We start from the raw sequence: 23450 nt of genomic DNA, 5'->3' as shown, positions 1-23450 counted from the left end.
TTCCATCTTGCACCATGGAGCGGGCACTCGCCGCAACGCTGGCACGGCCGGCGTCCGTCACAGGAAAAAGCGGGGGCTAGAGCAGGTTCCAACTGGTCCGGTGGTACCGAGTAGGGCCCAAGGAGCGGAGGGCCTCCCGGTGTGAGGAAGTAGCGTAGCCCTTGTTCTCGTTCCAGCCGAACGCCGGATACTCCTCGTGCAGCCCAACCATGATGCGGTCCCTGGCGACCTTTGCAAGCACGCTAGCGGCCGCCACGCTGAGGCAGCTCATGTCCGCCTTCACCCGCGTGTGAACGGGCGCCTCGCAAGCAGGCCCGGGAGGCTCGGCGTCGAACAACGATCCTTGAACTTGAGGCGAGAGCCAGTTGTGGCTCCCGTCCAGCAGGACAAGGTCCGGATGCACGCCCGCGGCGAGGATCTCGAACCAGGCGCGTGTTCCAGCAAGGCGCAAGGCGCCGACAATTCCCAGCGCATCGACCTCCGCCGAACTTGCGTGGCCCACTGCCGAGCCAACGGCCCATTCGCGAACCAACGGCTCCAGCCGTTCGCGGTCTTCAGGCTTGAGCAACTTGCTGTCACGGACATCGGCGAGCAAGCCGTGGTCCCGAAGATCCACGACGGCGATCCCCACCGAAACCGGTCCGGCAAGGGCTCCACGGCCTACTTCGTCAACGCCAGCCAAGAGCGTGACTCCAGGGGCCAGGAAACCCCGTTCGACATCCAGGGTCGGAAAGGCGGCAGGCTGTTTGGGCTTCGTCCCCGAGGTCTTCTCCGCTCCGGAAGTCCGCCCCGTCCTAGCCGGAGCGGCTGTCCTAGCCGGCGCGGCCGTCCTGGCCCCCGCAGGTGCCATCATTTGCTCGCTGGGGCCGTGGGCGAAGCCGTCTTCTGTGGCGACGGCGCGGGAACATTGCGGAAAACCTCGGAGTGGTTGTCGAGGATCTGCCAACGGCTAACGGGCCACGCAATAACGGTGGCTTTACCCTCCACGTCGGAGATATTGATGAAGCCACCGTTGACAGCTTGGTGTTCGCGGGAATCCGCCGAGTTATTGCGGTTATCACCCATAACCCAAATTTTCCCCTCCGGGACCACTACATCGAAAGACTTGGCCATCGGAACCTGGGCAGGGTTGATGTAGCTTTCGTTGAGGACCGTGCCATTGACGCTGACCCGCGCGGAACTGTCACAGCACGAGACCCTGTCCCCGGGCAGTCCGATCACGCGCTTCACGAGGTGCTGATTGGTCTCATCCGGGAGTAGTCCAACAAAGACAAGGCCATCCTGGAACCACTTGAAGGGCCCGGGCGCTGACTTCTGCGTGGGCGGCAGCCATCCCTGGGCGTCCTTGAAGACCACGATATCGCCACGTTCCAGGGCGAAGGGCTTGGGGACCAGCAAGTTGACGAAGATCCGATCGTCAACGTCGAGGGTGTTGACCATGGACTCCGAGGGGATGAAGAAGGCTCGGAACAGGAATGTCTTGATCAGGAAGGACAACACTACGGCGATGACCACCACGGTGCCGATTTCCTTGAGCCAACTGAGGAACGGACTGCCGTGGTTCTTGGCTGAGGCATTGGACTCATCGGTTTCGTCGGCAGCCCGCCGTGCGGACCGGCGAGGAGACTCCTGTTCATCTGGCTGTTCCGCCACCTGGGCCGCCGACCCTCCGGAGGCCAGATCGACGTCGTCCGTTGTGAGCTCGCTGGCGGGAGCGGACGGTCCGTCCAGGAGCCGGGCGTCGTCGTCGTGCCGTTCTGGCTTCCCGGGAGTTGTCTCCGGCATCTATTGTCCGTTCTTCGAGGTTGTACCGGCCTGCGCGGGGCGAGCCAGTTCTGCAAATCTATCAAGCGGCCAGATGATCCGGATCGGACGCCCAATGACACGCTCCAGCGGCACCATTCCTCCACCGGGTGCGCCCAGAAGGCTACGCGAATCGGCCGATCGTGAACGGTGGTCCCCCATGAGCCACAATCGGTCATTGGGGACGATGACGTCGAATTTCTGCTCGCTCGGCGTGTCGCCCGGATACAGATAGGGTTCCTCAACCGGCTGACCGTTGACTGTGAGTTTGCCGTCGGTGCCGCAACACATGACGTGGTCACCGGGAAGCCCTATGACACGTTTGACGTACGTTGTATCGCTTCCCGTGAGGCCGAGCCAGTGGCCTGCTGCGGCCACGGCGTCGGCGAACGGGCCTTTGCCGCTGTTCAGGGGGGCAAAGGTGCCCCTGCCGTCGAAGACCACGATGTCTCCCCGGCGAATGGGATCTGCGGCGAAATCGGTCCTGGACACAAGGATGCGATCGCCTGTCCCAAGGAGCGGCTCCATGGACTCAGAGGGGATGAAGTAGACATCGATCCACAAGGATCGGACAAGCCCGCTGATGGCCACCGCCAGGACCAATGCGAGCAAAACAAAACGCCAGCCCTGTTTCCGGGGCTGGCGTTTTGCGTGGTCCATGATTCGTTTCCTGTTGCGTTGCGGATTTCTCCGGCGCAGGCCGGACACGAATCCAGGACCCGCTTGGTCGAAGACCTACTTGCCGGTGGCGAAGTCGCGCTTTTCCTTGATCTTCGCAGCCTTACCGCGCAGTGCGCGCATGTAGTAGAGCTTGGCGCGGCGGACGTCACCCTTGGTGACGACCTCGATCTTTTCGATGATCGGGGAGTGCACCGGGAAGGTACGCTCTACGCCGACACCGAAGGAAACCTTGCGGACGGTGAAGGTTTCGCGAACGCCGTCACCCTGGCGGCCCAGGACGAAGCCCTGGAAAACCTGGACACGGGAGTTCTTGCCTTCGATGATGTTCACGTGAACCTTGATGGTGTCACCCGCGCGGAACTCGGGAACATCGTTACGCAGCGAAGCTGCATCTACGCTATCGAGGATATGCATTAATCCACTCCTGGTGAACGCCACAGGTCATCCACTTTGGGTCGCGGCGGGCAAGCCCGGGGCGCGAGGCCGTCCGGAAATTACCGCCGAAGATTTCAAAGTCCAGCACCACCACTGATTGGCGGTTCCGGGTTGTCAGGCTGTTGGCTACGCTCCCCCTGTGGCAGGCGCGAACCCAGTAGACACAAGGGTTAATTCTGCCATACCCCTGGAGTTCCGGCCAATCCCGCGGATGCGGTCCGACTTTTGTGGTCCATGCATGGACGGCACTGCCCGACGGCGGCCGGCTCAGTCGGAGACGTCGTCGTTAGGGCGGTGCCGCAAATGGCCGTCGACGACGTCGTACCCCAGTTCTCCGAGAGCCGTACGGTCCGCACGAGTCAGGCCGCCGGCGTCGAACTTCGCGAGGAGATCCGGACGGCGCTCTGCCGTGCGACGGAACTGTTCGTGGCGCCGCCACTGGGCGATCTTGCCGTGGTTGCCACTCAAAAGGACGGCAGGCACGTCACGATCGCGCCACGATGAGGGCTTTGTGTAGACCGGGTACTCCAGCAGGCCGTCTGAGTGGGATTCCTCCACCAGGGATTCGGGGTTGCCGACCACGCCTGGAAGCAGCCGTCCGATCGCCTCTACCATGGCCAGGACTGCGACTTCGCCGCCGTTGAGGACGTAGTCCCCCAAGCTGACCGGGCGGACCGTGAAGTGTTCGGCCGACCACTCAATGACGCGTTCGTCAATGCCTTCATAGCGGCCGCAGGCGAACACGAGCTGTTCTTCTTCGGCGAGTTCATAGGCAAGGGCTTGGTTGAAGCGCTCCCCCGCCGGTGACGGGACAACCAGGACCGGCTGCTTCGCAGGCCCGTCCTGCGAGCTCCCAGAGCCGCCACTTTCGGTTACAGCAACCCGGGCAGCGGCAATGGATTCCAAGGCCTGGGCCCATGGCTCGGGCTTCATGACCATTCCTGCGCCGCCGCCGTAAGGAGTGTCGTCCACGGTGCGGTGCTTGTCGGTGGTGAAGGTCCGCAGGTCATGGACGTTCAGTTCCAGGAGCCCATCCTGACGAGCCTTGCCTATGAGGGAAAGTTCGAGGGGCGCCAGGTACTCCGGAAAGATGCTGACGACGTCGATGCGCATCTAGGCATCGTCCTTGTCTTCGGAGTCCTCGGCATCGTCGTCGGCGGTTGAATCTGTGTTCAGCTCAAAGAGGCCCGGCGGAGGCGTGAGCAACACGTAGCCGTCCTCGACGTTGACCTCGGGCACAATCTCCTCAACGAAGGGCACCAGGATTTCCTTGCCATCCGCGCCTTCAATGACCAGCAGGTCCTGGACGGGCATGGTGTTGAGTGCGGTCACCTTGCCCACGGCCTGCGAGCCGACACGGACCTCAAGGCCGACGAGTTCGTGCTCGTACCAGCCCTCGTCGTCGTCCTCGTCCAGTTCTTCGGTTTCGATGAAGAGCTTCGCGCCGCGGATTTCCTCGGCTTGGTTGCGCGTGGAGATCTCTTCGAAGCCGAGCAGCAGGATGTCTTTGTTCCAGCGGGCGCTGCTGATGGTCAAAGGACCGGCCTTTGCGGGCTCAACCACGAATTCGGTCCCGGGGACAAAACGATCTCCCGGCGTGTCGGTGAGCACCTGCACGGTGACTTCGCCGCGGATTCCGTGGGGCTTGCCGATTCGGGCAACCTGGAGCTGCATGGGGATTCCTCTGATTTCTTCCCTGGGGCCGGCTTCGGACCAAGGCTGGAGTTTGGTCGTAAAACAATCCGGCCCCTCCACCATAATCTGGTGGAGGGGCCGGATCTAAGACAAGTATTGCTGAGCGCGTTACCGGCGACGGTCGGTGTCGACGACGTCGACCCTGACCTGCTCGCCGCCGGCCAATGCCGCAATCACCGTGCGCAAAGCGCGTGCGGTGCGGCCTTGGCGTCCGATGACCCGTCCGAGGTCGTCCTGGTGAACACGTACCTCGAGGGATTCCCCGCGGCGGTTGTTCTTGGCACTGACCTTGACGTCCTCAGGGCTGTCAACGATCCCCCGGACCAGGTGCTCGAGCGCTTCTGCCAGCAATTTACTCAGCCTCGGTGGTCTCTGCTTCAGCGTCAGCGGGAGCCTCAGTTGCTTCCGACTGCTTGGCCTTCTTGGTGATGGCTTCCGGGATGATAACGGAACCCTTCTCCGGTGCAACGAACGCAGGCTTGGCGACCTTGGTCTTCAGCGTGCCTTCCTGGCCCGGGAGACCCTTGAACTTCTGCCAGTCACCGGTGATCTTGAGGATCGCAGCAACCTGCTCGGTCGGCTGAGCGCCGACGGACAGCCAGTACTGTGCCCGCTCGGAGGCAACCTCGATGTACGAGGGCTCCTCGGTGGGGTGGTACTTGCCGATCTCTTCGATCGCACGGCCATCGCGCTTGGAGCGGGAGTCCATGACGACGATGCGGTAGTACGGTGCGCGCATCTTACCGAAGCGCTTAAGGCGAATCTTTACGGCCACTTTTGTGGTCACTCCTGTTTCTGAAACGGGGTTGAGCCCGTCGTTCTGCACCCGTGGGGCGGGCCATACTTGAGGGTTCGAAGGACAAGATGCACACACGGAGAGAGGGGCCGCGCGGATCGAGTACCTGTCCATTGTGCCAGATGGCAGACGGTATTTCGAACTACGTGCCCGTGTGGCGGGTTTACCCCCGAATTACTGCTCGGCTGACCAGACGTAAAGACCAGCGCGCTCGGCCTTCTCGACGTCGCTGGCGAGGGCCGCCAACTGCTGCACATAAAGGCGGGACTGCTGGGCATCGAAGGGCATATCCTCTTGGGCTGCCCAGCGCTCGGCGACGTCGTCGAGGACACTCCCTTCGCCCTCAGTCTCGTAGCTGAGAAGTTCGGACAATGCACGCACCATGGCCCCTGGAACACCCAGCAAAGCGTCACTGGTGACGTCCACCAGGGCCAACTCGTAGTCGGCGCCGGCCGCGTGCACGGCAGTGCCTGCGAGGTCGCCGAGCTGTTCTACTTCGAAATCGCTGATTCCCGGGATCCGTACCGCAGCACCGGAAACGTCACTGCCTTTCTCCAGGGCGGCGGCCCTCTTGAGTGCTTCATCGTGGGTGGCAACAAAGATTTCAGCAAAGCCCATGGAAACTACCCTCATTCATTCGTGCCGACGGAGCTGCGGCGTGGCCGAAAGGTATGCGCCACGCCGTCAAGCGCTAAGTCTAACTTGCGAGGGGTCCCCGGCTGAGCGGAGCGAAGTTGGGGAGCAAGTTGGACGCTAACTTGCGAGGGGTCCCCGGCTGAGCGGAGCGAAGTTGGGGAGCAAGTTGGACGCTAACGGACGGCGACCCGCAGCCGGTTGCGCCACGGATCCTCGAAGCGCAACTCCCGGCCGGTGTGGTGGGACGAAATGCCGGCAACCTTGAGGCGGTCGGCGAGCGCGCCGACGTCGTCCCCTGACGGGACTTCAATCACAACCTCGCCAAGGCCCAGCGTGTCCTTGCGCGGGCCGGCGCCGCGGCTGTTCCAGACATTCATGGCCATGTGGTGGTGGTAGCCGCCTGCGGAGACGAACAAGGCCTGCCCATGCCAACCGGCGGTCTTCTCGAAGCCTAAAGTGTCGACGTAGAAATCGTGGGCAGTCTGCACGTCGCCCACTTGGAGGTGGACATGCCCGACGCCGGCGCCTGCCTCGTGCTGGCCGGTCACCGCCGTTTCGCTCAGGTACTGCTGGAGGTAGCGCTGCGGAGGGAGGGGCAGGCTGTCCATGACGACGGACGTGCCGTTCCACTCCCAACCTTCGCGGGGCTTGTCGTAGTAGAGCTCGATGCCGTTGCCCTCGGGATCGGTGAAGTAGAAGGCCTCACTGACCAGATGGTCTGCACTGCCGACGAAAGCGTGGGGCTCGTATTGCGCGGCGGAGGCAACGGTGGCGGCGAGCGAGGACTGGTCTTCGAAGAGCAAAGCCGTGTGGAAGAGTCCAGCTTCTCCGCGGCCCGGGATCTGCAGTCCGGAAGCCGGGGCCAAGTGCACCAGCGGCTTGCCGAGCCTGCCGAAGTAAAGTCCGCCATCCTGTTCGGCGACGACGTCCAGCCCCAGTGCCCGCTGGTAGTAGTCGCTCATGAGCTTCATGTCCCCCACCTTGAGCATGACAGTGCCCATGGTGAGCTCGGCAGGAAGGAGATCCTGGCTGGATGTGGTGGTCATGTGAAACTCCCGGCTTCTTGTGGCGCCGCCCTTCGGCAACCTCTATCTATCTAAATTACTTGAAGCTTCAATTTATTCCTAATGCTGGTCACTTCCCGAAATGCGCCCCCTGAGCACGGTGCTTTGCGGCTTCAGCACCAAGTCAAGCGATGCGCGGGGATCTTTTGCGTACAGCACGACGTCGGCGCTGGCGCCTTCCTTGATGCCATCCGCGCCGAGCCATTCCCGAGCCGACCAGCAGGCGGCATCGAGGGCAGCCGCCGTCGGCAATCCGGCCTGGTGTAGTTCCAGGATTTCCTCGCCGATACGGCCATGCTTGATGACACTGCCGGCGTCAGTCCCGGCATACACGCGCACTCCGGCGTCGAATGCCTCGCGGACCCGCTCATAACGACGCTCCCACAGCTCGGTCATATGGGTGGCGTAGCGCGGGAACTTTGTCTCAGCCTGCTTGGCGATGACCGGGAAGGTGGCAATGTTGATGAGCGTCGGGACAATCGGCACCCCCTGGTCGAGCAACCGCGGAATGTGATGCGGCAGTAGGCCGGTGGCGTGCTCGATGCAGTCGATGCCGGCGTCGAGCATGTCGTCGATCGTTCCTTCGGCGAAGCAATGGGCCGTCACCCGAGCTCCCTCGTCGTGTGCGGCTGAGACGGCGTCCTTGACGCTGGCGGCCGGAAAGGACGGACCCAAGTCCCCGAGCGAGCGGTCGATCCAGTCTCCTACGATCTTGACCCAACCGTCTCCGGACCGGGCCTGCTTGCGTACGGCCTCCACCAGATCTTCCGGCTCGACTTCCTCTGCCAGCCCGGGGATGTACCGGCGCTGCCTGGCAATATGCCGGCCCGCGCGGATGATCCTCGGCATGTCCGTCCGGCGCTGCAGCCAGCGTGTGTCGCTTGCGGAGCCGGCGTCGCGGATCAAAAGTGTCCCGGCGTTCCGGTCCGCCATTGCCTGAAGGCGCGCGGTCTCCTCGTCAACAGCTCCGCCCTTTCCCAGTCCAACATAGCAGTGGGCGTCGACAAGGCCGGGGAGCACCCATCCGTCCAGGACGACGCTCGGCGCGGCAGCAGGCCGCAGAAAGGTCAGCCGTCCGTCGATCGACCAGAGCCCGCGCCGTTCGTCCCTGGGCCCTGTGAGGACGGTGCCGCTGAACTCGATGATTTCTGGCATGCTTCCACACTAAACTCCGACGCGATCGCCTGCTCGGTCACATCTGTCCCAGGTCACAACTGTCCTAGGTCACATCTGTCGTAGGTCACATCTGTCGTAGGCACCAACGGCTGTGGTAGCTTCGTCTACGACCACACGGGGGCCCTTGCAAGGGCTGAGATCGGGCTGATGCAGCCTGCGACCGTTGAACCTGTCCGGGTAATGCCGGCGAAGGAAGTGAGTAATCCTTTGAGTACCAAAGAAACACAGCTGAGCCCTACCCAAAACGGATCAGCGCAGGAAGTGACCCAATCCCTCAAGTCGCATTCCCTCGCGTTCCTGGAGGATGCGGAGACGGGAATCCGGGTACCGGTTACGGAAATCGCCCTGGAACCGTCCCCCAACGGCGAGGCCAATGCGCCCTTCCAGGTGTACCGTACCGCGGGGCCCGGGAGTGATCCGGTGGTCGGCCTTGAGCCGTTCCGCAGCGAGTGGATCGAAGCGCGCGGCGACACCGAGGCATACAGCGGACGTGAACGGAACCTGCTCGACGACGGCAAGTCGGCCGTGCGCCGCGGCGCCGCCTCCGCGGAGTGGAAGGGCGCACAGCCGGTGCCCCGCCGCGCCGTCGAAGGCAAGACTGTCACCCAGATGCACTATGCCAAGCAGGGCATTGTGACGCCCGAGATGCAGTTCGTGGCACTTCGTGAAAACTGCGATGTTGAACTGGTCCGCCGCGAAGTCGCCGCCGGCCGTGCCATCATTCCCAACAACATCAACCACCCGGAATCCGAGCCGATGATCATCGGCAAGGCCTTCCTGGTGAAGATCAACGCCAACATCGGCAACTCGGCCGTCACCAGTTCCATCGCCGAAGAAGTGGACAAGCTGCAGTGGGCCACGCAATGGGGCGCAGACACGGTCATGGACCTGTCCACGGGCGACGACATCCACACCACCCGCGAATGGATCATCCGCAACTCCCCCGTGCCGATCGGCACCGTGCCCATCTACCAGGCGCTGGAGAAGGTCAACGGCGAAGCCAACAAGCTCACGTGGGAGATTTTCCGCGACACCGTCATTGAACAGTGCGAGCAGGGTGTGGACTACATGACCATCCACGCCGGCGTGCTGCTGCGGTACGTGCCGCTCACCGCCAACCGCGTGACCGGCATCGTTTCCCGCGGCGGCTCCATCATGGCGGGCTGGTGTCTGGCCCACCACGAGGAAAACTTCCTCTACACCCACTTCGACGAACTCTGCGAAATCTTCGCCAAGTACGACGTCGCGTTCTCCCTCGGCGACGGACTGCGCCCGGGAGCAACGGCGGACGCCAACGACGCCGCGCAGTTCGCCGAGTTGGACACCTTGGCCGAGCTGACCATGCGGGCCTGGAAGTTTGACGTGCAGGTCATGGTCGAAGGGCCGGGCCACATTCCGTTCCACTTGGTGCGGGAGAACGTGGAACGCCAGCAGGAACTGTGCAAGGGCGCGCCCTTCTACACCTTGGGCCCGCTCGTCACCGACGTGGCGCCGGGCTACGACCACATCACTTCGGCCATCGGTGCCACGGAGATTGCCCGCTACGGAACCGCGATGCTGTGCTACGTCACACCCAAGGAACACCTGGGCCTGCCGAACAAGGACGACGTCAAGACCGGCGTGATCACCTACAAAATCGCTGCCCATGCCGCCGACCTCGCCAAGGGACACCCCGGTGCCCACGAACGCGACGACGCCTTGTCCAAGGCCCGCTTCGAGTTCCGCTGGCGCGACCAATTCGCACTGTCGTTGGATCCAGTCACGGCGGAGTCGTTCCATGACGAGACCCTTCCTGCCGAACCGGCCAAGACAGCGCATTTCTGCTCCATGTGCGGACCGAAATTCTGCTCCATGCGCATCAGCCAGGACATCCGCGACGAATACGGTTCAGCGGATTCCCAAGCAGCCATCGCGGAAATGTACAGCGGCATGCGCGAAAAGAGCGAGGAATTCCTGGCCTCCGGCGGCAAGGTCTACCTGCCTGAGCTGGAAGTTCCTTCAGGAGCGAAGTCAGGAAGCCTGAACTAATCAGGAAGCCTGGACCGACCCGGCGCGGCTGACATCCGCAATGAAGGAACGGATGATCCGGTCTCCTTCGACTGAGTCATGAGGCCGGTGTCCTCCTGCCGCAACGCGGTGGAGGGCGCCGGTTTCCTGCAGGTACCCGGCGATCTCTTCGTAGAGCGGTTCCCATCCACCGGTCAAGACAAGCGTGGGAACTCCCGGGACAATATGCAGGGGCGCCTCCCAGGGTGGCGCCTGCAGCCGCAGGCGCCGGGCGGTACGCCGGGCCTCCGGGGTACTGAGGACGGCTGCTTCGGAGGAAAACGCCCGGCGGACGAACTCACGTTGGTAATCGTCATCGCTGAGTTCGTGCCGGATCCGGAACAAGGGTTCCATCAGCGCCCGGTAGGCCGCAGTGGCGGGCAGTTCAGCCGTCAAAGAAAGGCATGCCGGTTCAACCAACACGAGGGAGCGGACCAGGTCCGGCCTCTCCACCGCGGCCAGCATTGCGGAGATAGCGCCTTGGGAATGCGCCACGACATGGCCACCACGGGCCGGGCCGGAGGATGACGCGGCTTCTCTCGCTCCCAAGCATTCCAGCACGATGTCCACATCTGCGGCGACATCGGATTCCAAAGGCTCCGCCTGCGCGTCAAAGCCGTGGCGTTTGAGGAAGAGCGCGTCATAGTCCAGTGCCATCCCGTGTTGCTTCGGCCAAGCGGCAGCGCCGAACGTGCCTGCTCCATGGACGAACACAACGCGCTGCTTTTGCATTCATCCAGCCTATGGCACGGGGCTGACAACCAAACTCACTGGCCGCTGGGGGACGGTTACTTGCCGCCGAGGAACTTGTCGAAGCCCTTGGGCAGGTTCAGCTGCGAGGGATCGAAGTCGCCGCCAGGCTGGCCGAATGCCGCGCCGGTGGGAACAGCCTTCGCCCGCTTGTTCTCGGCGTCTCGCAATTCCTGGGCGGCCTTGGCGGGGTTGCCGGAACGGGCCTTCTTCTTCGGCGCGCTCTTGGCACCCTTGCGCGAACCACCGCCACCGATGCCGGGCATGCCCGGCATCCCTGGCATGCCGCCGCCCTGGGCCAGCTTCTTCATCATCTTCTGGGCCTGCGCGAAACGCTCGAGGAGGCCGTTGACCTCGGAAACGTGCACGCCGGAGCCTCGGGCGATGCGGGCGCGACGGGAGCCGTTGATGATCTTCGGAGCCAGGCGCTCATGCGGAGTCATGGAGCGAACGATGGCCTCCACGCGATCGATCTCGCGCTCGTCGAACTGCTCCAGCTGCTGGCGGATGTTCTGCGCACCCGGCATCATCATGAGCATCTTCTTCATGGAACCCATGTTGCGGATCTGCTGCATCTGGGCGAGGAAGTCGTCCAGGGTGAAGTCTTCCTGATCGGCGAACTTCTTCGCCATCCGGGCCGCTTCGTCCTTGTCCCAGTTCTTCTCGGCCTGTTCGATCAGGGTGAGAACGTCACCCATGTCCAGGATGCGGGAGGCCATGCGGTCCGGGTGGAACAGTTCGAAGTCGTCGAGGCTTTCGCCGGTGGACGCGAACATGACCGGCTTTCCGGTGACGGACGCGACCGACAGGGCGGCACCGCCGCGGGCGTCGCCGTCGAGCTTTGACAGCACGACGCCCGTGAAGTTGACGCCTTCATCGAACGCAACGGCCGTATTGACCGCATCCTGGCCGATCATGGAGTCGATCACGAACAGCACTTCGTTCGGGATGATCGCCTGGCGGATGCGGCGCGCCTGATCCATCATTTCGGCGTCGACGCCGAGGCGGCCAGCGGTGTCGACGATCACGACGTCGTGCAGCTTCTGACGGGCTTCGTCGACGCCGGCGCGTGCGACGGCGACGGGGTCGCCCGTGGGAACATCCAGGTCTGATGTGGTGCCCGGGTGCGGTGCGAAGACGTGGACGCCAGCGCGTTCACCGACGATCTGGAGCTGCGTCACGGCGTTGGGACGCTGGAGGTCGGCGGCAACAAGTACGGGGCTGTGCCCCTGGGCCTTGAGCCACTTGGCGAGCTTGCCCGCGAGGGTGGTCTTGCCCGCGCCCTGCAAGCCGGCGAGCATGATGATAGTGGGGCCGGTCTTCGCCAGGCGGATACGGCGTGTCTCGCCGCCGAGGATCTCCTGGAGTTCCTCGTTGACGATCTTGACGATCTGCTGGCTCGGGTTCAGGGCCGCGGAAACCTCGGCGCCCAGGGCACGTTCACGGATGCGGCCGGTGAACTCGCGGACCACGGAAACAGCAACGTCCGCATCCAACAGGGCGCGGCGGATCTCCCGGACGGTGGCGTCGACGTCGGCCTCGGTGAGGCGGCCCTTGCCACGGAGATTCTTGAAGGTTGCTGTCAACCGGTCAGAGAGTGAATTGAACACGCGCCGTGCACTTCTTTCAATGGTCTACGAATGGCGGCCATTCCGGCGCGCCAACATCTTGACGATTCCTGCCCCAAACAAATCTGACTCAACTGAGGGACTCGACTATCTAGGGTACCAAGACGCGCCTGCAAGATGGCATGCTGGCACAGTGACCAGCAAAACAACAGTCAAAACGTTGCTCATCCTAGGCGCCTCGGGGGACTTGACAGGCCGGCTGCTGTTGCCCGGCCTTGCCAGGCTTGTGGCCGGCGGGCTCGCGGAAGGCCTCAAGCTTGTGGGGGCAGGTTCCGATCCCTGGACCCCCGAGCAATGGACAAAACGGGTCCAGGGCGCCTTTGAGGAGGCTGGAAAGGACGCCGATGCCGCAGGAAAGAAAGCAGTCGCGGCCATGGAGGACAACACCACATACCATCAGCTGGATGTCACGGCCGATGGCCAACTCGCCACACTGTTGGCCGGACTCGAAGCTCCGGTAGCCGTCTATTTTGCCTTGCCGCCACACATCAGCCAAAAGGCCTGCGAAGTCCTCAACGCCGGAGATCTGCCGGCCGGGACGCGGCTGGTGATGGAGAAGCCGTTCGGATCCAGTCCGGAATCCGCCCGGGAACTCAACAAGACCCTAGCCGCCCTGGTCCCGGAAGACCACATCCACCGGGTGGACCACTTCCTCGGCAAAGCCACTGTCCTGAACATCCTGGGCCTGCGCTTCGCCAACAGGTTCCTCGAACCCGTGTGGAACCGGGACCATATCGAAAAGGTGGAGGTCATTTTCGACGAAGACCTCGCACTTGAAGGGCGTGCCCGCTACTACGACAACGCCGGCGCCCTGAAGGACATGATCCAGAGCCATTTGCTGCACATCATGGCGCTCCTGGCCATTGATGCCCCCGCCACCATCGGCGAGCGCGATCTCAGGGGAGCGATCTCGACGGTGCTGCGTGCGAGCAGCATCAGCGCGCCCTACCGGGAGACCACCCGCAGGGCCCGGTACACCGCCGGCCGGAGCGGTGGGCATGCGGTTCCGGACTATGCCGCCGAGGAAGGTGTTGATCCCGCCCGGAACACCGAGACGCTCGCGGAGGTTGAGGTGGCGATCGACAATTGGCGCTGGAAGGGAGTCCCTTTCATCCTTCGCTCAGGCAAGGCATTGGGACTCATGCGCAAGGAAGCCATCATCACCTTCCGGCCCGTTCCGCATCTGCCGGCCGGGTTCCAAGGCGTGGACTCCCCCAACCAGCTGCGTATCGGTTTCGGTCCGGACACACTCCAGCTCGACGTTGACGTCAACGGTCCCGGAGACATCTTCACGCTTGACCGCGTGACGCTCAACTCTGAACTGAATGCTTCCGAGCTCTTGCCCTACGGAGAAGTCCTGGAGGGGGTCATCACCGGCGATCCCCTCCTTTCCGTCCGCGGAGACACCGCGGTGGACTGCTGGAGGATCGTCGAGCCCGTGCTCAAGGCCTGGGCCAAGGATTCGGTGCCGCTTGAGGAGTACGACGCCGGTGGGTCCGGTCCCGCGGACTGGCCCACCGCCGTCGTGGGCTAGGGGGGTCGGAGGCTAGCAGGCCGGTCGACTTCGGAAGGGCAAACGCAAAGGCGGGCCGGGTACCTTTCCAGGTACCCGGCCCGCCTTTGCGTTAGGTGCTTCAGATGGCTGCTGCGCCTCGTTCGCCCGTGCGGACACGGACTGCTTCGTAGACGTCCACGGTCCAGACTTTGCCGTCACCGGCCCGGCCTGTGTTGGAGGAGGCGATTAGGACATCGAGGATGTCGTCCGCCTGCTCATCCGTGGCCAGGACCTCGACGCGGATCTTCGGAAGCAAATCCACGTTGTACTCGGCTCCGCGGTACACCTCGGTGTAACCCCGCTGCCGGCCGTAGCCGCTGGCCGCGCTGACCGTCAGTCCCTGTACCCCGTAAGCTTCGAGCCCCTCTCGGATGGCGTCGAGCTTCTCCGGGCGGACGATCGCCGTGATGAGTTTCATGCCTGGACACTCTCCTTGCCTGATACGGATGCTTCGTCAGTGGCTTCGGCGGATGCCTTGCCGGTGATGAGGTCGTGAAGCGGCTGGAAGCTGCCTCCGTGTCCTCCGACGCCGAACTCGTACGCCGTTTCGGCGTGCAGGCTGAGGTCTGCACCGGCGATTTCCTGGCGTTCGGAGATGCGGAAGCCCATGAGCTTGTGGATCGGGTAGGCGATGATGAACGTCATCACGCCGGTGAAGACAATCGAGCAAAGCGCCGCGAGGGACTGTGCCACCAGCTGGGTGGTACCGCCGCCGTAGAACAGGCCGGCTGCGCCCTGGGTCGGGGTGGCAAGGAAGCCGATGGCAACGGTGCCGATGATGCCGGACACCAAGTGGACACCGACGACGTCCAGGGAGTCGTCGTAGCCAAGCTTGAACTTCAGGCCGACGGCGAGGGCCGAGGCAACACCGGCTGCAACGCCGAGGGCAATGGCACCGAGCGGGGAAACGTTGGCACAAGCCGGCGTGATGGCAACCAGGCCGGCGACAACACCCGAAGCAGCTCCGAGCGAGGTGGGGTGGCCGTCACGGATGCGCTCCACGATCAGCCAGCCAAGCATGGCTGCTGCGGGTGCGGTGAGGGTGTTGATCCAGATGAGGCCTGCCTGCTCTACCGTTGCTGCTGCACCGGCGTTGAAGCCGAACCAGCCGAACCAGAGGATGGCCGCCCCGAGCATCACCAGGGGCACGTTGTGCGGGCGGTGGTTCGGGTCCTTGCCGAAGCCCTTGCGGTTGCCGATGATCAGGACGAGGATCAGGCCGGCAACACCGGCGTTGATGTGCACCACGGTGCCACCGGCGAAGTCGATGACCGGAGCGAACGTCTGGCCGAACCAGCCGTCCTTCGAGAAGAGCCCGCCGCCCCACACCATGTAAGCCATGGGTGCGTAGACCAGGGTGGCCCAAATCGGCGTGAAGAGCGTCCAGGCCGAGAACTTGGCACGGTCCGCGATGGCACCGGAGATCAGGGCCACGGTGATGATCGCGAAGGTGGCCGCGTAGCCTACCTTGAGGAGGTCTGCAGGATCCGTGAAGTTGTGCAGGCCGAAGTGGCTGAACGGATTTGCGAAGAGCTGGAAGAAGTTGTCCGTGTTGCTCGTGGACATCGAGGCGCCCCACAAGACCCAGACGATGGTCACTGTGCCGATGGCGATGAAGCTCATCATCATCATGTTCAGGGCGGCCTTGGCACGGGTCATGCCGCCATAGAAGAATGCCAGGCCCGGGGTCATGAACAGCACGAAGGCTGACGCGACCAGGAGCCAAACGAGACCGGCGCTGAATTCCATGGTCTACGTCCTCTCTGCTCTTTGTTGCGGACTTTGCCGCCTGTCCCAACGCATTTGCGTTCTATGTAAGAGTTTTGCGGGGCAGTGTTTCACCTGCGAAGGTTTTAGATTGCAGGGCTGTTACAAGAACTTCTCGAAGGTAAATGGTGCATATCACGCTTGTTACGGGTATGTTTCGTCAGTTCCACGTTCCCTGCGCCAACACGACCCGGAGGATCCCGACACGATGACCGCAAGCCCCAAATCCCGCGCAAATCAAGGGGTCAGGGCCACGAAGGCTGAGATGCCACGGGACATCAAGGTGATGTTGGTGGCAGCGTTCCTGATAGCACTGGGTTTTGGCCTCGTCGCGCCCGTACTTCCGCAGTTCGCCACCACCTTCGACGTCGGCGCAACGGCGGCCGCGGTGATCGTGAGTATTTTCGCCTTCATGCGTCTCGTATTCGCCCCAGCCGGCGGCGCGCTGATGGGCCGCTTCGGCGAGCGTCCCGTGTACATTGCGGGGTTGCTGATTGTGGCAGCATCGACGGCGGCATGCGCCTTCGCCCAGAACTATTGGCAGCTGCTGGTCTTCCGGGGCCTCGGCGGAGCCGGTTCGGTGATGTTCACGGTGGCAGCGATGGGTCTTTTGATCAGGCTGGCCCCTCCCGAAAGCCGCGGGCGGGTCTCCGGCGCGTACGCTTCTGCTTTCCTGATCGGTAGCGTCCTCGGCCCCGTGGTGGGTGGGTTGCTGGCCGGGTTCGGGCTGCGCGTTCCGTTCCTCGCCTACGCGGCAGCCCTGGTCCTCGCGGCCTTGGTTGTACGCACGCAGCTGACGGGCCGTTCAAAGGCTGCGATCCAAGGGGGTGCGGCGGGGCCGGCGATGCACATGAAGGAGGCCCTGGGCGATTCCGCCTACCGGGCCGCGCTGTTCTCCAGTTTCAGCAACGGCTGGGCGACCTTCGGCGTGCGCATGGCCACTGTGCCATTGTTCGCGGTGGTTGTCCTCGCCGCTGGTGCAGGTTCCGCGGGATGGGCCTTGGCCGTGTTCGCAGGGGGCAACGCGCTGGCACTGACCTTCTCGGGCCGTCTTGCCGACAGCTTCGGCCGCAAGCCCATGATGCTGCTGGGCCTGGTTGTCACAGGCTTGGCCACGGCCACCATCGGTTTGACGAGCAATCTTCCCGCGTTTTTCGCGGCTTCCGCTGTGGCCGGCTTCGGCTCGGGTTTGCTGAACCCTGCCCAGCAAGCCGCCGTCGGGGACATCATCGGTCGTGGCCGTTCCGGTGGCAAGGTCCTGGCGGTCTTCCAGATGGCCTCCGATGCCGGAGCAATCGTTGGCCCGGTACTGGTTGGCCTTCTGGCCGACGGTTTTGGCTACGGCTGGGCGTTCGGCGCAACCGGCGGCATCCTGCTGCTCTCGGCCGTCGGCTGGTCCGTAGCACGCGAGCCGATGCAGCGCCTAGTTCAGCAGGGCACCTAGTTTAGCAGGGCAACTAGTTCAGCAGGGCGTCGACGAAGGCTTCCGCCTCGAACGGGGCGAGGTCGTCCGGGCCTTCGCCAAGGCCAACAAGCTTGACCGGCACGCCGAGAGCCTTTTGGATCGCGACGACGATGCCGCCCTTCGCGGTGCCGTCCAGTTTGGTGAGCACGATTCCCGTGATGTTGACCACCTCGGCAAAGACCTTGGCCTGGTTCAGGCCGTTCTGGCCGGTGGTCGCATCCAGCACCAGCAGGACTTCGTCCACTTCGGCCAGCTTCTCGATGACGCGCTTGACCTTGCTGAGCTCGTCCATGAGGCCCACCTTGTTCTGCAGGCGGCCGGCGGTGTCGATCATGACGACGTCGACTTCCTGCTCGATGCCGGCTTTGACCGCCTCATACGCAACAGAGGCGGGGTCCGCGCCGTCGACGTGCGACCTGACCGTCGCTACCCCCACACGCTGTCCCCACGTGGCAAGCTGCTCCGCAGCCGCCGCTCGGAAGGTATCAGCAGCGCCCAAGAGAACGTCCTTGTCCTCGGCGACGAGAACGCGCGCCAGCTTGCCCACGGTGGTGGTCTTGCCAACACCGTTGACGCCGACCACGATCATGATGGCCGGGTGGTCTCCCTTGCGCTCCACGTTCAAGCTCCGGTCCATGGTGGGATCCACGAGCTTGATGAGTTCCTCGCGCAGGAGGGCTTTGACTTCCTCCGGGTTGCGGGTGCCTTTGACCTTCACCCGTTCACGCAGCGCATCCACCAGTTGCATGGTGGGCTCGGTGCCAAGGTCGGCAAGGAGCAGCGTTTCTTCGACTTCGTCCCAGACATCTTCGTCGATCTTGTCGCTCGCAAGTAGTGCCAGGAGACCCTTGCCGAGGATGTTGTTGGATTTGACCAATCGCGCCCGAAGCCTGTTGAGGCGGCCTTCCACCGGCGCAGGCGTCTCCACCTCGATGAGTTCAAGTCCCGCGGCGTCGTCAGGAACGTCGGTCTCGGGAACGGCAAGGTCGGTGGGCTCGGCGACGCTGCCGGGCGCCGGGCGTTCCCGCACGGACCCGGGGGCGTCGTCGACGATCGTTCCGCTGCCTGCCGACGCCGTACCAACGGGATCGTTGGTGTCGCGCGTTCCAGCGTAGGTCGAGGAGGACTTCCGCGCCTTGAGCAGGACAGGAATCAGCCCTCCGACCACCACAATGGCAGCGACAATGGACAAAATAATGGGGAGGAGATCGTTCACTCCCCTAGCTTCTCATAAAGCTAGACCTCGGCACCGAGCCTCTGGCTGATGACGGTGGACACCCCGTCGCCCCGCATTGTCACTCCATAGAGCGCATCGGCGACTTCCATGGTCCTCTTCTGGTGGGTGATGACAATCAGCTGGCTGGACTCGCGTAGTTCTTCGAAGATCGTGATCAACCTGCCCAGGTTGGTATCGTCCAGCGCGGCTTCCACCTCGTCCATGACGTAGAAGGGGGAAGGCCGCGCTTTGAAAATCGCCACGAGCAGGGCGATAGCCGTCAGCGACCGTTCGCCACCGGAAAGCAAGGACAAGCGCTTGATCTTCTTGCCGGCGGGCCTTGCCTCAACCTCGATGCCGGTGGTCAGCATGTCGTCGGGGTCTGTCAGCACCAATTTGCCCTCCCCGCCGGGAAAGAGCCGCGCAAACACGTGGTCGAACTGCTTGGACGTATCGGCGAAGGCTTCAGCGAAGACCTGCTGGACGCGGCTGTCCACTTCCTTGATGATGTCCAAAAGGTCTTTTCGGCTGGATTTGAGGTCTTCCAGCTGCGTGCTCAGGAACTGGTGCCGTTCCTCGAGTGCCGCAAATTCCTCAAGCGCCAGGGGGTTCACTTTGCCAAGCGCAGCGAGGTCCCGTTCGGCCTTCCGGAGCCGTTTCTCCTGCTCAGCGCGGACAAAGGGAACACCCTCCCCAACAGGGTTTCCGTCTTCGTCCACCGGGGCGCGAAGTTCGGCCCATTTGTCCGTGGCGGCTGCGGGCACCGGAACGGGCTGATCCGGACCGAAGTCGGCCACGAGTTGCTCGGCTGACAGGCCAAGTTCTTCGATGGCTCGCGTCTCCAAGGCCTCGATCCTGAGCCTTTGTTGGGCTCGCGCGAGTTCGTCGCGGTGCACCGAATCCGTCAGTCCAGCCAGTTCCTGGGCTAAGACGTCGTTGGTGCTCCGGACATCGGCAAGTTCCTTCTCGCGCTGCTCACGGACCGCCTCCGCGAGGTCGCGAGCGCGGGCGGCCAAGTCCACTGAAACGTCAACGAAGCCCACTGTCTGTTCGACGGCGGAGGCCACTGCCGAGGCCCGCTCGGCTTGGGCTTTGCGCCGCAGTGCCCGGCGCGCTGCCTCCTCACGGGCACGCCTTTCGCTTGCGGCGGCACGTTCCAAGGACGCAGCGCGGTTGCTGGTTGCGGCGAGTTGCTCCTCGGCACTGCGCAGCCCTAGCCTGACCTCCATCTCGCGGGACCGGGCTTCGCTGGCAGCCATCGACAAGACGTCCCGGTGCTCCGTGGAAGGCTCTTCTTCCTGGGGGGCTTCTTGTGCCGCGGCCAACCGTTCCGCCGCAAGCTCAAGGGCCTCCTCGGCGACGGCGATGTTCAGTTCGGCCTTGGCTAAGGACTCGGCCAGGCGGTCGCTTTCCGCGACGGCGCTGCGCAACTGGGAATTCAGGTGCCCAAGCCGCTCCGCCACGGCAGCCAAGCGGGCATCCGAGTCGTGGAGTTTGTCCAGTGCTGCGTCTGCCCGCTCCTGGGCGTTGGCCCGGCGCCCTTCGGCTCCAGCCAGGGCGAACTTGCCACGTTCAAGACGGGTGGTGAGCTCCAGAAGCCGGGTTTCGGCGTCGTCCACTGCGGCTTGGACCTCAAGGAGCGACGGTGCCGTGGCCGATCCGCCGTCTACAGTCAGGGCCCTAAAGACGTCCCCCTCGAGGGTCACGGCGGTAAGCCCCGGGTTGCCGGCAATGAGGCCTGCCGCTGCGTCCAGTCCATCGACGACGGCGGTGAGCGCCAGGAGGGCTACCGCGCCGCTGGCTTCAGGACCATCGGCCTGAACCAACTCAGTGGCCCAACGCACGCCGTCCGGTAACTCCGGCAGTTTCGACAAGTCGAGCTCCCCAGCGGTGGGTGGGACCACGTCCGCCAGCAAAAGGGAGGCCCGTCCGGCGTCGGCGTCTTTCAGCAACTGCATCGCAGCGACGGCTCCCGCGGCATCGGCCACCACCACGGCGTCGGAGGCCCTGCCGAGCGCTGCGGCCACGGCGGCCTCATAGCCGGGCTCCACAGTCAGAAGGGAGGCCACTGAACCCACGACCCCGGGATGGCCTGAAGACAAGATCCGGGAAGAGCCATCCTTGCGGTTGAGGCCGAGCTGCAGGGCATCGCGGCGGGCGATGAGCGCGTCGCGTTCGCGGACCTCGTCCCGTTCGGCGGCTTTCAATGCCTCGATCTCGGCGGTGATCTGGTCAAGAAGGGCGGTGGCGTCCTCGTATTCGGCGTCGAGGCTTTCCTCACCGTCTTCAACCCCGGCCACTTGCGATTCGAGGGCCGTGAACTCGCTTTGTGCGTGGCGACGGCGCTCCTCACCGGCAGAAAGCGAGTCCCTGAGCCTGCCTCGTTCGGCCTCGGCTGCCTCAGCCCGGGAACGCGCGGCAGCCAATTGACCCACGAGTTTCGCGAGGCCTTCACGGCGATCGGCTGCTGCCCGCAGCACGGCTGTCAGCCGCTTGTCCTCAGCCGCGGCAAGGTTCTCGGCTTCTTGTTTGGCAGCAGTGGCCTCGAGAAGTGCTGCCTGCTTCGCAAGGATGTCGTGCTCCAGCTCCGACTGTTCCTGCCGGACCCGGGCGGCCTGCCGGTCGAGGTGGTCCGGGTCGCGGCCGGAATCCGGGGCCGCATCCGCGGAGCCGAGGAGGCGGCGACGCTCAGTGGCGAGCGAACCCAAGGCTCGAAGCCGGTCCCTAGTTGCCGACAATTGGTACCAATTGTCCCGGGCCGCATTGAGCCGGGGTGTGGCTTCGGCCGCAAGTTGCTCAAGACGGACCTGGCGTTGGCGGCCCACGCCGAGCTCCGCTTCAACCGCCTCGCGCCGCTCCTTCAACGCAGCTTCGTCGGCGACATCTTTCTCCAACGCTTTGGAGAGCTGAACGAGCTCGTCTGCCAGCAGCCGGGACTTTGCGTCTCGAACGTCGAACTGGACGGTCTGCGCGCGGCGGGCGACTTCGGCCTGTTTACCCAACGGCGTGAGTTGCCGGCGGATCTCGGCAGTCAGGTCGCCAAGGCGCTGCAGGTTTGCCTGCATGGCTTCCAGCTTGCGGACAGTCTTTTCCTTACGACGCCGGTGCTTGAGGATGCCTGCGGCCTCTTCAATGAATCCTCGGCGGTCCTCAGGGGTGGCGTGCAGGACGCGGTCCAACTGCCCTTGCCCTACGATCACATGCATTTCCCTGCCCAGGCCGGAGTCCGAGAGCAATTCCTGGATATCCAGGAGACGGCACGGCGAGCCGTTGATTGCATACTCGGATCCGCCGGTCCTGAAGAGCGTGCGGGAAATGGTGACTTCGCTGTATTCGATCGGCAGGGCGCCGTCGGCGTTGTCGATCGTCAGCGCAACGTGTGCGCGGCCCAGAGGAGGCCGCCCCGATGTGCCGGCGAAGATGACGTCTTCCATTTTGCCGCCGCGCAGGGTCTTTGCACCTTGTTCGCCCATCACCCAGGCCAGCGCGTCAACCACGTTGGACTTGCCCGAACCGTTGGGGCCGACAACGGCCGTCACGCCCGGCTCGAAGTCGAACGTCGTGGCCGACGCGAACGACTTGAATCCCCGGACAGTCAAACTTTTCAGATGCAAGGTGTTTCGGATCTCCTGAGTGGCTGATTTCCCGTTCTCAATCTACTGCCCGACGGCGGAAATCCCCGGATTTGCGGGGGCATACCCGCGAATCCGTGCTACCAGCGGCCGTTGCGCGGCTTCGGCTGGCAGATGGGGCAGGTGTAGGAAGAGCGGTTCATGAACTACTCGCGTTTGATGACACCCGGCAGCCCCACAGCGGCGCAGCGCCTGCACGGTTCGCCCGCCCGCCCATAGGCATCGAGGGATCGGGCGAAGTATCCGGCCTAGCACAGTATGTAACGTTGACGTGGATCGTGGTGTCCCAGTTCGTCCAAAGGCTGACACGACAACTAAAATCAAGGGAGTTCGGACGTTCAGCGTGTTGCCGCCCGATGGAAGGCACGACAATTCGACCAATGTTGAAGGTGCGACAAACAAGGACGAGGCCAGGTTCACAAACCGGCCGGACAAAGGGCGACCTCTCCTACTGCGGGGAGTGCGAAGGCTGACTGCCGACTGGGGTTCCGGCTCGGGTCTTACCGGCACGCAGGCAGGTACCCCCGACGCAGGCACTCGAGTCAGCTCTGCCTCGGCAATACCCGTGACCTCCGCCGTCTGTGCATCCTCCCTGTCGAGAAGCTCAAGGTCGTTGCGCGCGGTTGCCTCAGCATCTGCCAGCTCAACGCATTGCGTGACGCCCACTCAGTCGACATGCAGTTCGAAACCGCCGCTCCCGTAGCCCCATCCCGTTCGGCAAGCATGGTCTTCCCCGCCCCCGGGGGTCTATGCAAGGGGTATGTTTTGCGCTCATAAACGAGGAGAAAAGATCCCTGCTAAATCAGCACAAACAGGCCATCCCACAGCGATCACCACATCCACACTAGTTGTTGAGTTCCGTTCCCGCGGTGCAAACTGTGGCCATGTCAGACGACTCAGCACCTCCCCTCTCACGCACGGGAAACCCGGCGGGTGTGGCCAGCTGTTTCACCATACGACCCGAAATGTATGTGGGCATCCGATCACGGCCGAGCGCGCTGTGGCTTTCATCGAGGGCAACGGCTTGGCGCTGGCGGTCGCAACCGGACGCCTGTCAGCGATCAGCAAGTTGCACGAGTTGTTGTATCCGCCGACCAGTTACGAG

General features: G+C 63.7%; 20 protein-coding genes, 1 pseudogene and 1 riboswitch. Of the genes and pseudogenes, 3 read left to right on the top strand and 18 right to left on the bottom strand.

Annotation, left to right across the window (positions count from 1 at the left end; all coding sequences use genetic code 11):
• Nucleotides 1-76: 76 nt before the first annotated feature.
• The 11 genes from HNP00_RS07265 to HNP00_RS07215 form a co-directional block, all read right to left on the bottom strand.
• Nucleotides 77-850, bottom strand: coding sequence for a ribonuclease HII (locus tag HNP00_RS07265; RefSeq protein ID WP_184737498.1), 774 nt, complete (start codon nt 848-850; stop codon nt 77-79).
• A complete protein-coding gene (gene lepB / locus HNP00_RS07260) occupies nt 850-1785 on the bottom strand; it encodes a signal peptidase I (RefSeq protein ID WP_184737381.1) in 936 nt (311 codons plus the stop codon). Before lepB (HNP00_RS07260) ends, HNP00_RS07265 begins: the two co-directional genes overlap by 1 nt.
• The gene (lepB, locus tag HNP00_RS07255) at nt 1786-2463 is read right to left on the bottom strand and encodes a signal peptidase I (RefSeq protein WP_184737379.1); all 678 of its coding nucleotides are present in this window, start codon (nt 2461-2463) and stop codon (nt 1786-1788) included.
• A gap of 75 nt (nt 2464-2538) precedes the next feature.
• Complete coding sequence (gene rplS / locus HNP00_RS07250) at nt 2539-2898, bottom strand: 50S ribosomal protein L19 (RefSeq protein ID WP_059387674.1); 360 nt, start codon at nt 2896-2898, stop codon at nt 2539-2541.
• A gap of 288 nt (nt 2899-3186) precedes the next feature.
• Complete coding sequence (gene trmD / locus HNP00_RS07245) at nt 3187-4032, bottom strand: tRNA (guanosine(37)-N1)-methyltransferase TrmD (RefSeq protein ID WP_184737377.1); 846 nt, start codon at nt 4030-4032, stop codon at nt 3187-3189.
• Nucleotides 4033-4593, bottom strand: coding sequence for a ribosome maturation factor RimM (rimM, locus tag HNP00_RS07240; RefSeq protein WP_184737375.1), 561 nt, complete (start codon nt 4591-4593; stop codon nt 4033-4035).
• Between the two features lie 129 nt (nt 4594-4722).
• Nucleotides 4723-4965 carry an RNA-binding protein gene (locus tag HNP00_RS07235; RefSeq protein WP_028267532.1) on the bottom strand — a complete coding sequence of 81 codons (243 nt, stop codon included), beginning with the start codon at nt 4963-4965 and terminating at the stop codon, nt 4723-4725.
• A gap of 1 nt (nt 4966) precedes the next feature.
• On the bottom strand, nt 4967-5389 hold the full coding sequence (gene rpsP, locus HNP00_RS07230; RefSeq protein ID WP_184737373.1) for a 30S ribosomal protein S16: 423 nt from the start codon (nt 5387-5389) through the stop codon (nt 4967-4969).
• 195 nt (nt 5390-5584) lie between these two features.
• Nucleotides 5585-6028, bottom strand: coding sequence for a hypothetical protein (locus HNP00_RS07225; RefSeq protein ID WP_184737371.1), 444 nt, complete (start codon nt 6026-6028; stop codon nt 5585-5587).
• Between the two features lie 191 nt (nt 6029-6219).
• On the bottom strand, nt 6220-7092 hold the full coding sequence (locus HNP00_RS07220) for a VOC family protein (RefSeq protein WP_184737369.1): 873 nt from the start codon (nt 7090-7092) through the stop codon (nt 6220-6222).
• A 78-nt stretch (nt 7093-7170) separates the two neighbouring features.
• Nucleotides 7171-8265 (bottom strand): amidohydrolase family protein, encoded by a 1095-nt coding sequence (locus HNP00_RS07215; protein ID WP_184737367.1) that lies wholly within the window; start codon nt 8263-8265, stop codon nt 7171-7173.
• A 125-nt stretch (nt 8266-8390) separates the two neighbouring features.
• A riboswitch (TPP riboswitch) is annotated at nt 8391-8498 on the top strand.
• On the opposite strand from HNP00_RS07215, the gene thiC reads away from it, so the two are divergent.
• A complete protein-coding gene (gene thiC, locus HNP00_RS07210) occupies nt 8494-10314 on the top strand; it encodes a phosphomethylpyrimidine synthase ThiC (protein WP_260404809.1) in 1821 nt (606 codons plus the stop codon). Its footprint overlaps the riboswitch before it by 5 nt.
• Here thiC and HNP00_RS07205 read toward each other — a convergent pair whose 3' ends face one another.
• A complete protein-coding gene (locus tag HNP00_RS07205) occupies nt 10315-11064 on the bottom strand; it encodes an alpha/beta fold hydrolase (protein ID WP_184737363.1) in 750 nt (249 codons plus the stop codon).
• 56 nt (nt 11065-11120) lie between these two features.
• Nucleotides 11121-12692: a signal recognition particle protein gene (gene ffh, locus HNP00_RS07200; RefSeq protein WP_184737361.1), complete on the bottom strand. Its 1572-nt coding sequence runs from the start codon at nt 12690-12692 to the stop codon at nt 11121-11123.
• Nucleotides 12693-12843: 151 nt separating this feature from the next.
• Between ffh and HNP00_RS07195 the strand changes: the two genes are divergently transcribed.
• Nucleotides 12844-14244 carry a glucose-6-phosphate dehydrogenase gene (locus HNP00_RS07195; protein WP_184737359.1) on the top strand — a complete coding sequence of 467 codons (1401 nt, stop codon included), beginning with the start codon at nt 12844-12846 and terminating at the stop codon, nt 14242-14244.
• A 100-nt stretch (nt 14245-14344) separates the two neighbouring features.
• On the opposite strand, the gene HNP00_RS07190 is transcribed toward HNP00_RS07195, so the two are convergent.
• Both HNP00_RS07190 and HNP00_RS07185 read right to left on the bottom strand, forming a co-directional pair.
• On the bottom strand, nt 14345-14683 hold the full coding sequence (locus tag HNP00_RS07190) for a P-II family nitrogen regulator (RefSeq protein WP_028264639.1): 339 nt from the start codon (nt 14681-14683) through the stop codon (nt 14345-14347).
• Entirely contained in the window at nt 14680-16014 is a 1335-nt protein-coding gene (locus HNP00_RS07185; protein WP_184737357.1) for an ammonium transporter, read from the bottom strand. The genes HNP00_RS07190 and HNP00_RS07185 overlap by 4 nt, the downstream gene beginning before the upstream one ends.
• A 226-nt stretch (nt 16015-16240) precedes the next feature.
• Here HNP00_RS07185 and HNP00_RS07180 point away from each other — a divergent pair, with 226 nt between their 5' ends.
• Nucleotides 16241-17476, top strand: coding sequence for an MFS transporter (locus HNP00_RS07180; RefSeq protein ID WP_184737355.1), 1236 nt, complete (start codon nt 16241-16243; stop codon nt 17474-17476).
• A gap of 13 nt (nt 17477-17489) precedes the next feature.
• On the opposite strand, the gene ftsY is transcribed toward HNP00_RS07180, so the two are convergent.
• From ftsY to HNP00_RS23175, 3 genes and pseudogenes are all read right to left on the bottom strand, one after another.
• On the bottom strand, nt 17490-18713 hold the full coding sequence (ftsY, locus tag HNP00_RS07175) for a signal recognition particle-docking protein FtsY (RefSeq protein WP_184737353.1): 1224 nt from the start codon (nt 18711-18713) through the stop codon (nt 17490-17492).
• Between the two features lie 20 nt (nt 18714-18733).
• On the bottom strand, nt 18734-22327 hold the full coding sequence (gene smc / locus HNP00_RS07170) for a chromosome segregation protein SMC (RefSeq protein ID WP_184737351.1): 3594 nt from the start codon (nt 22325-22327) through the stop codon (nt 18734-18736).
• Nucleotides 22328-22425: 98 nt separating this feature from the next.
• Nucleotides 22426-22593, bottom strand: a pseudogene (locus HNP00_RS23175) (DNA-formamidopyrimidine glycosylase); the annotation flags it as partial.
• Nucleotides 22594-23450 lie beyond the last annotated feature (857 nt).

This window comes from Arthrobacter sp. AZCC_0090 (assembly GCF_014207375.1).
Taxonomy (GTDB): Bacteria; Actinomycetota; Actinomycetes; order Actinomycetales; family Micrococcaceae; genus Arthrobacter.
Note: the sequence above shows the minus strand (reverse complement) of the source record. Positions and strands in the feature narration are given on the sequence as shown.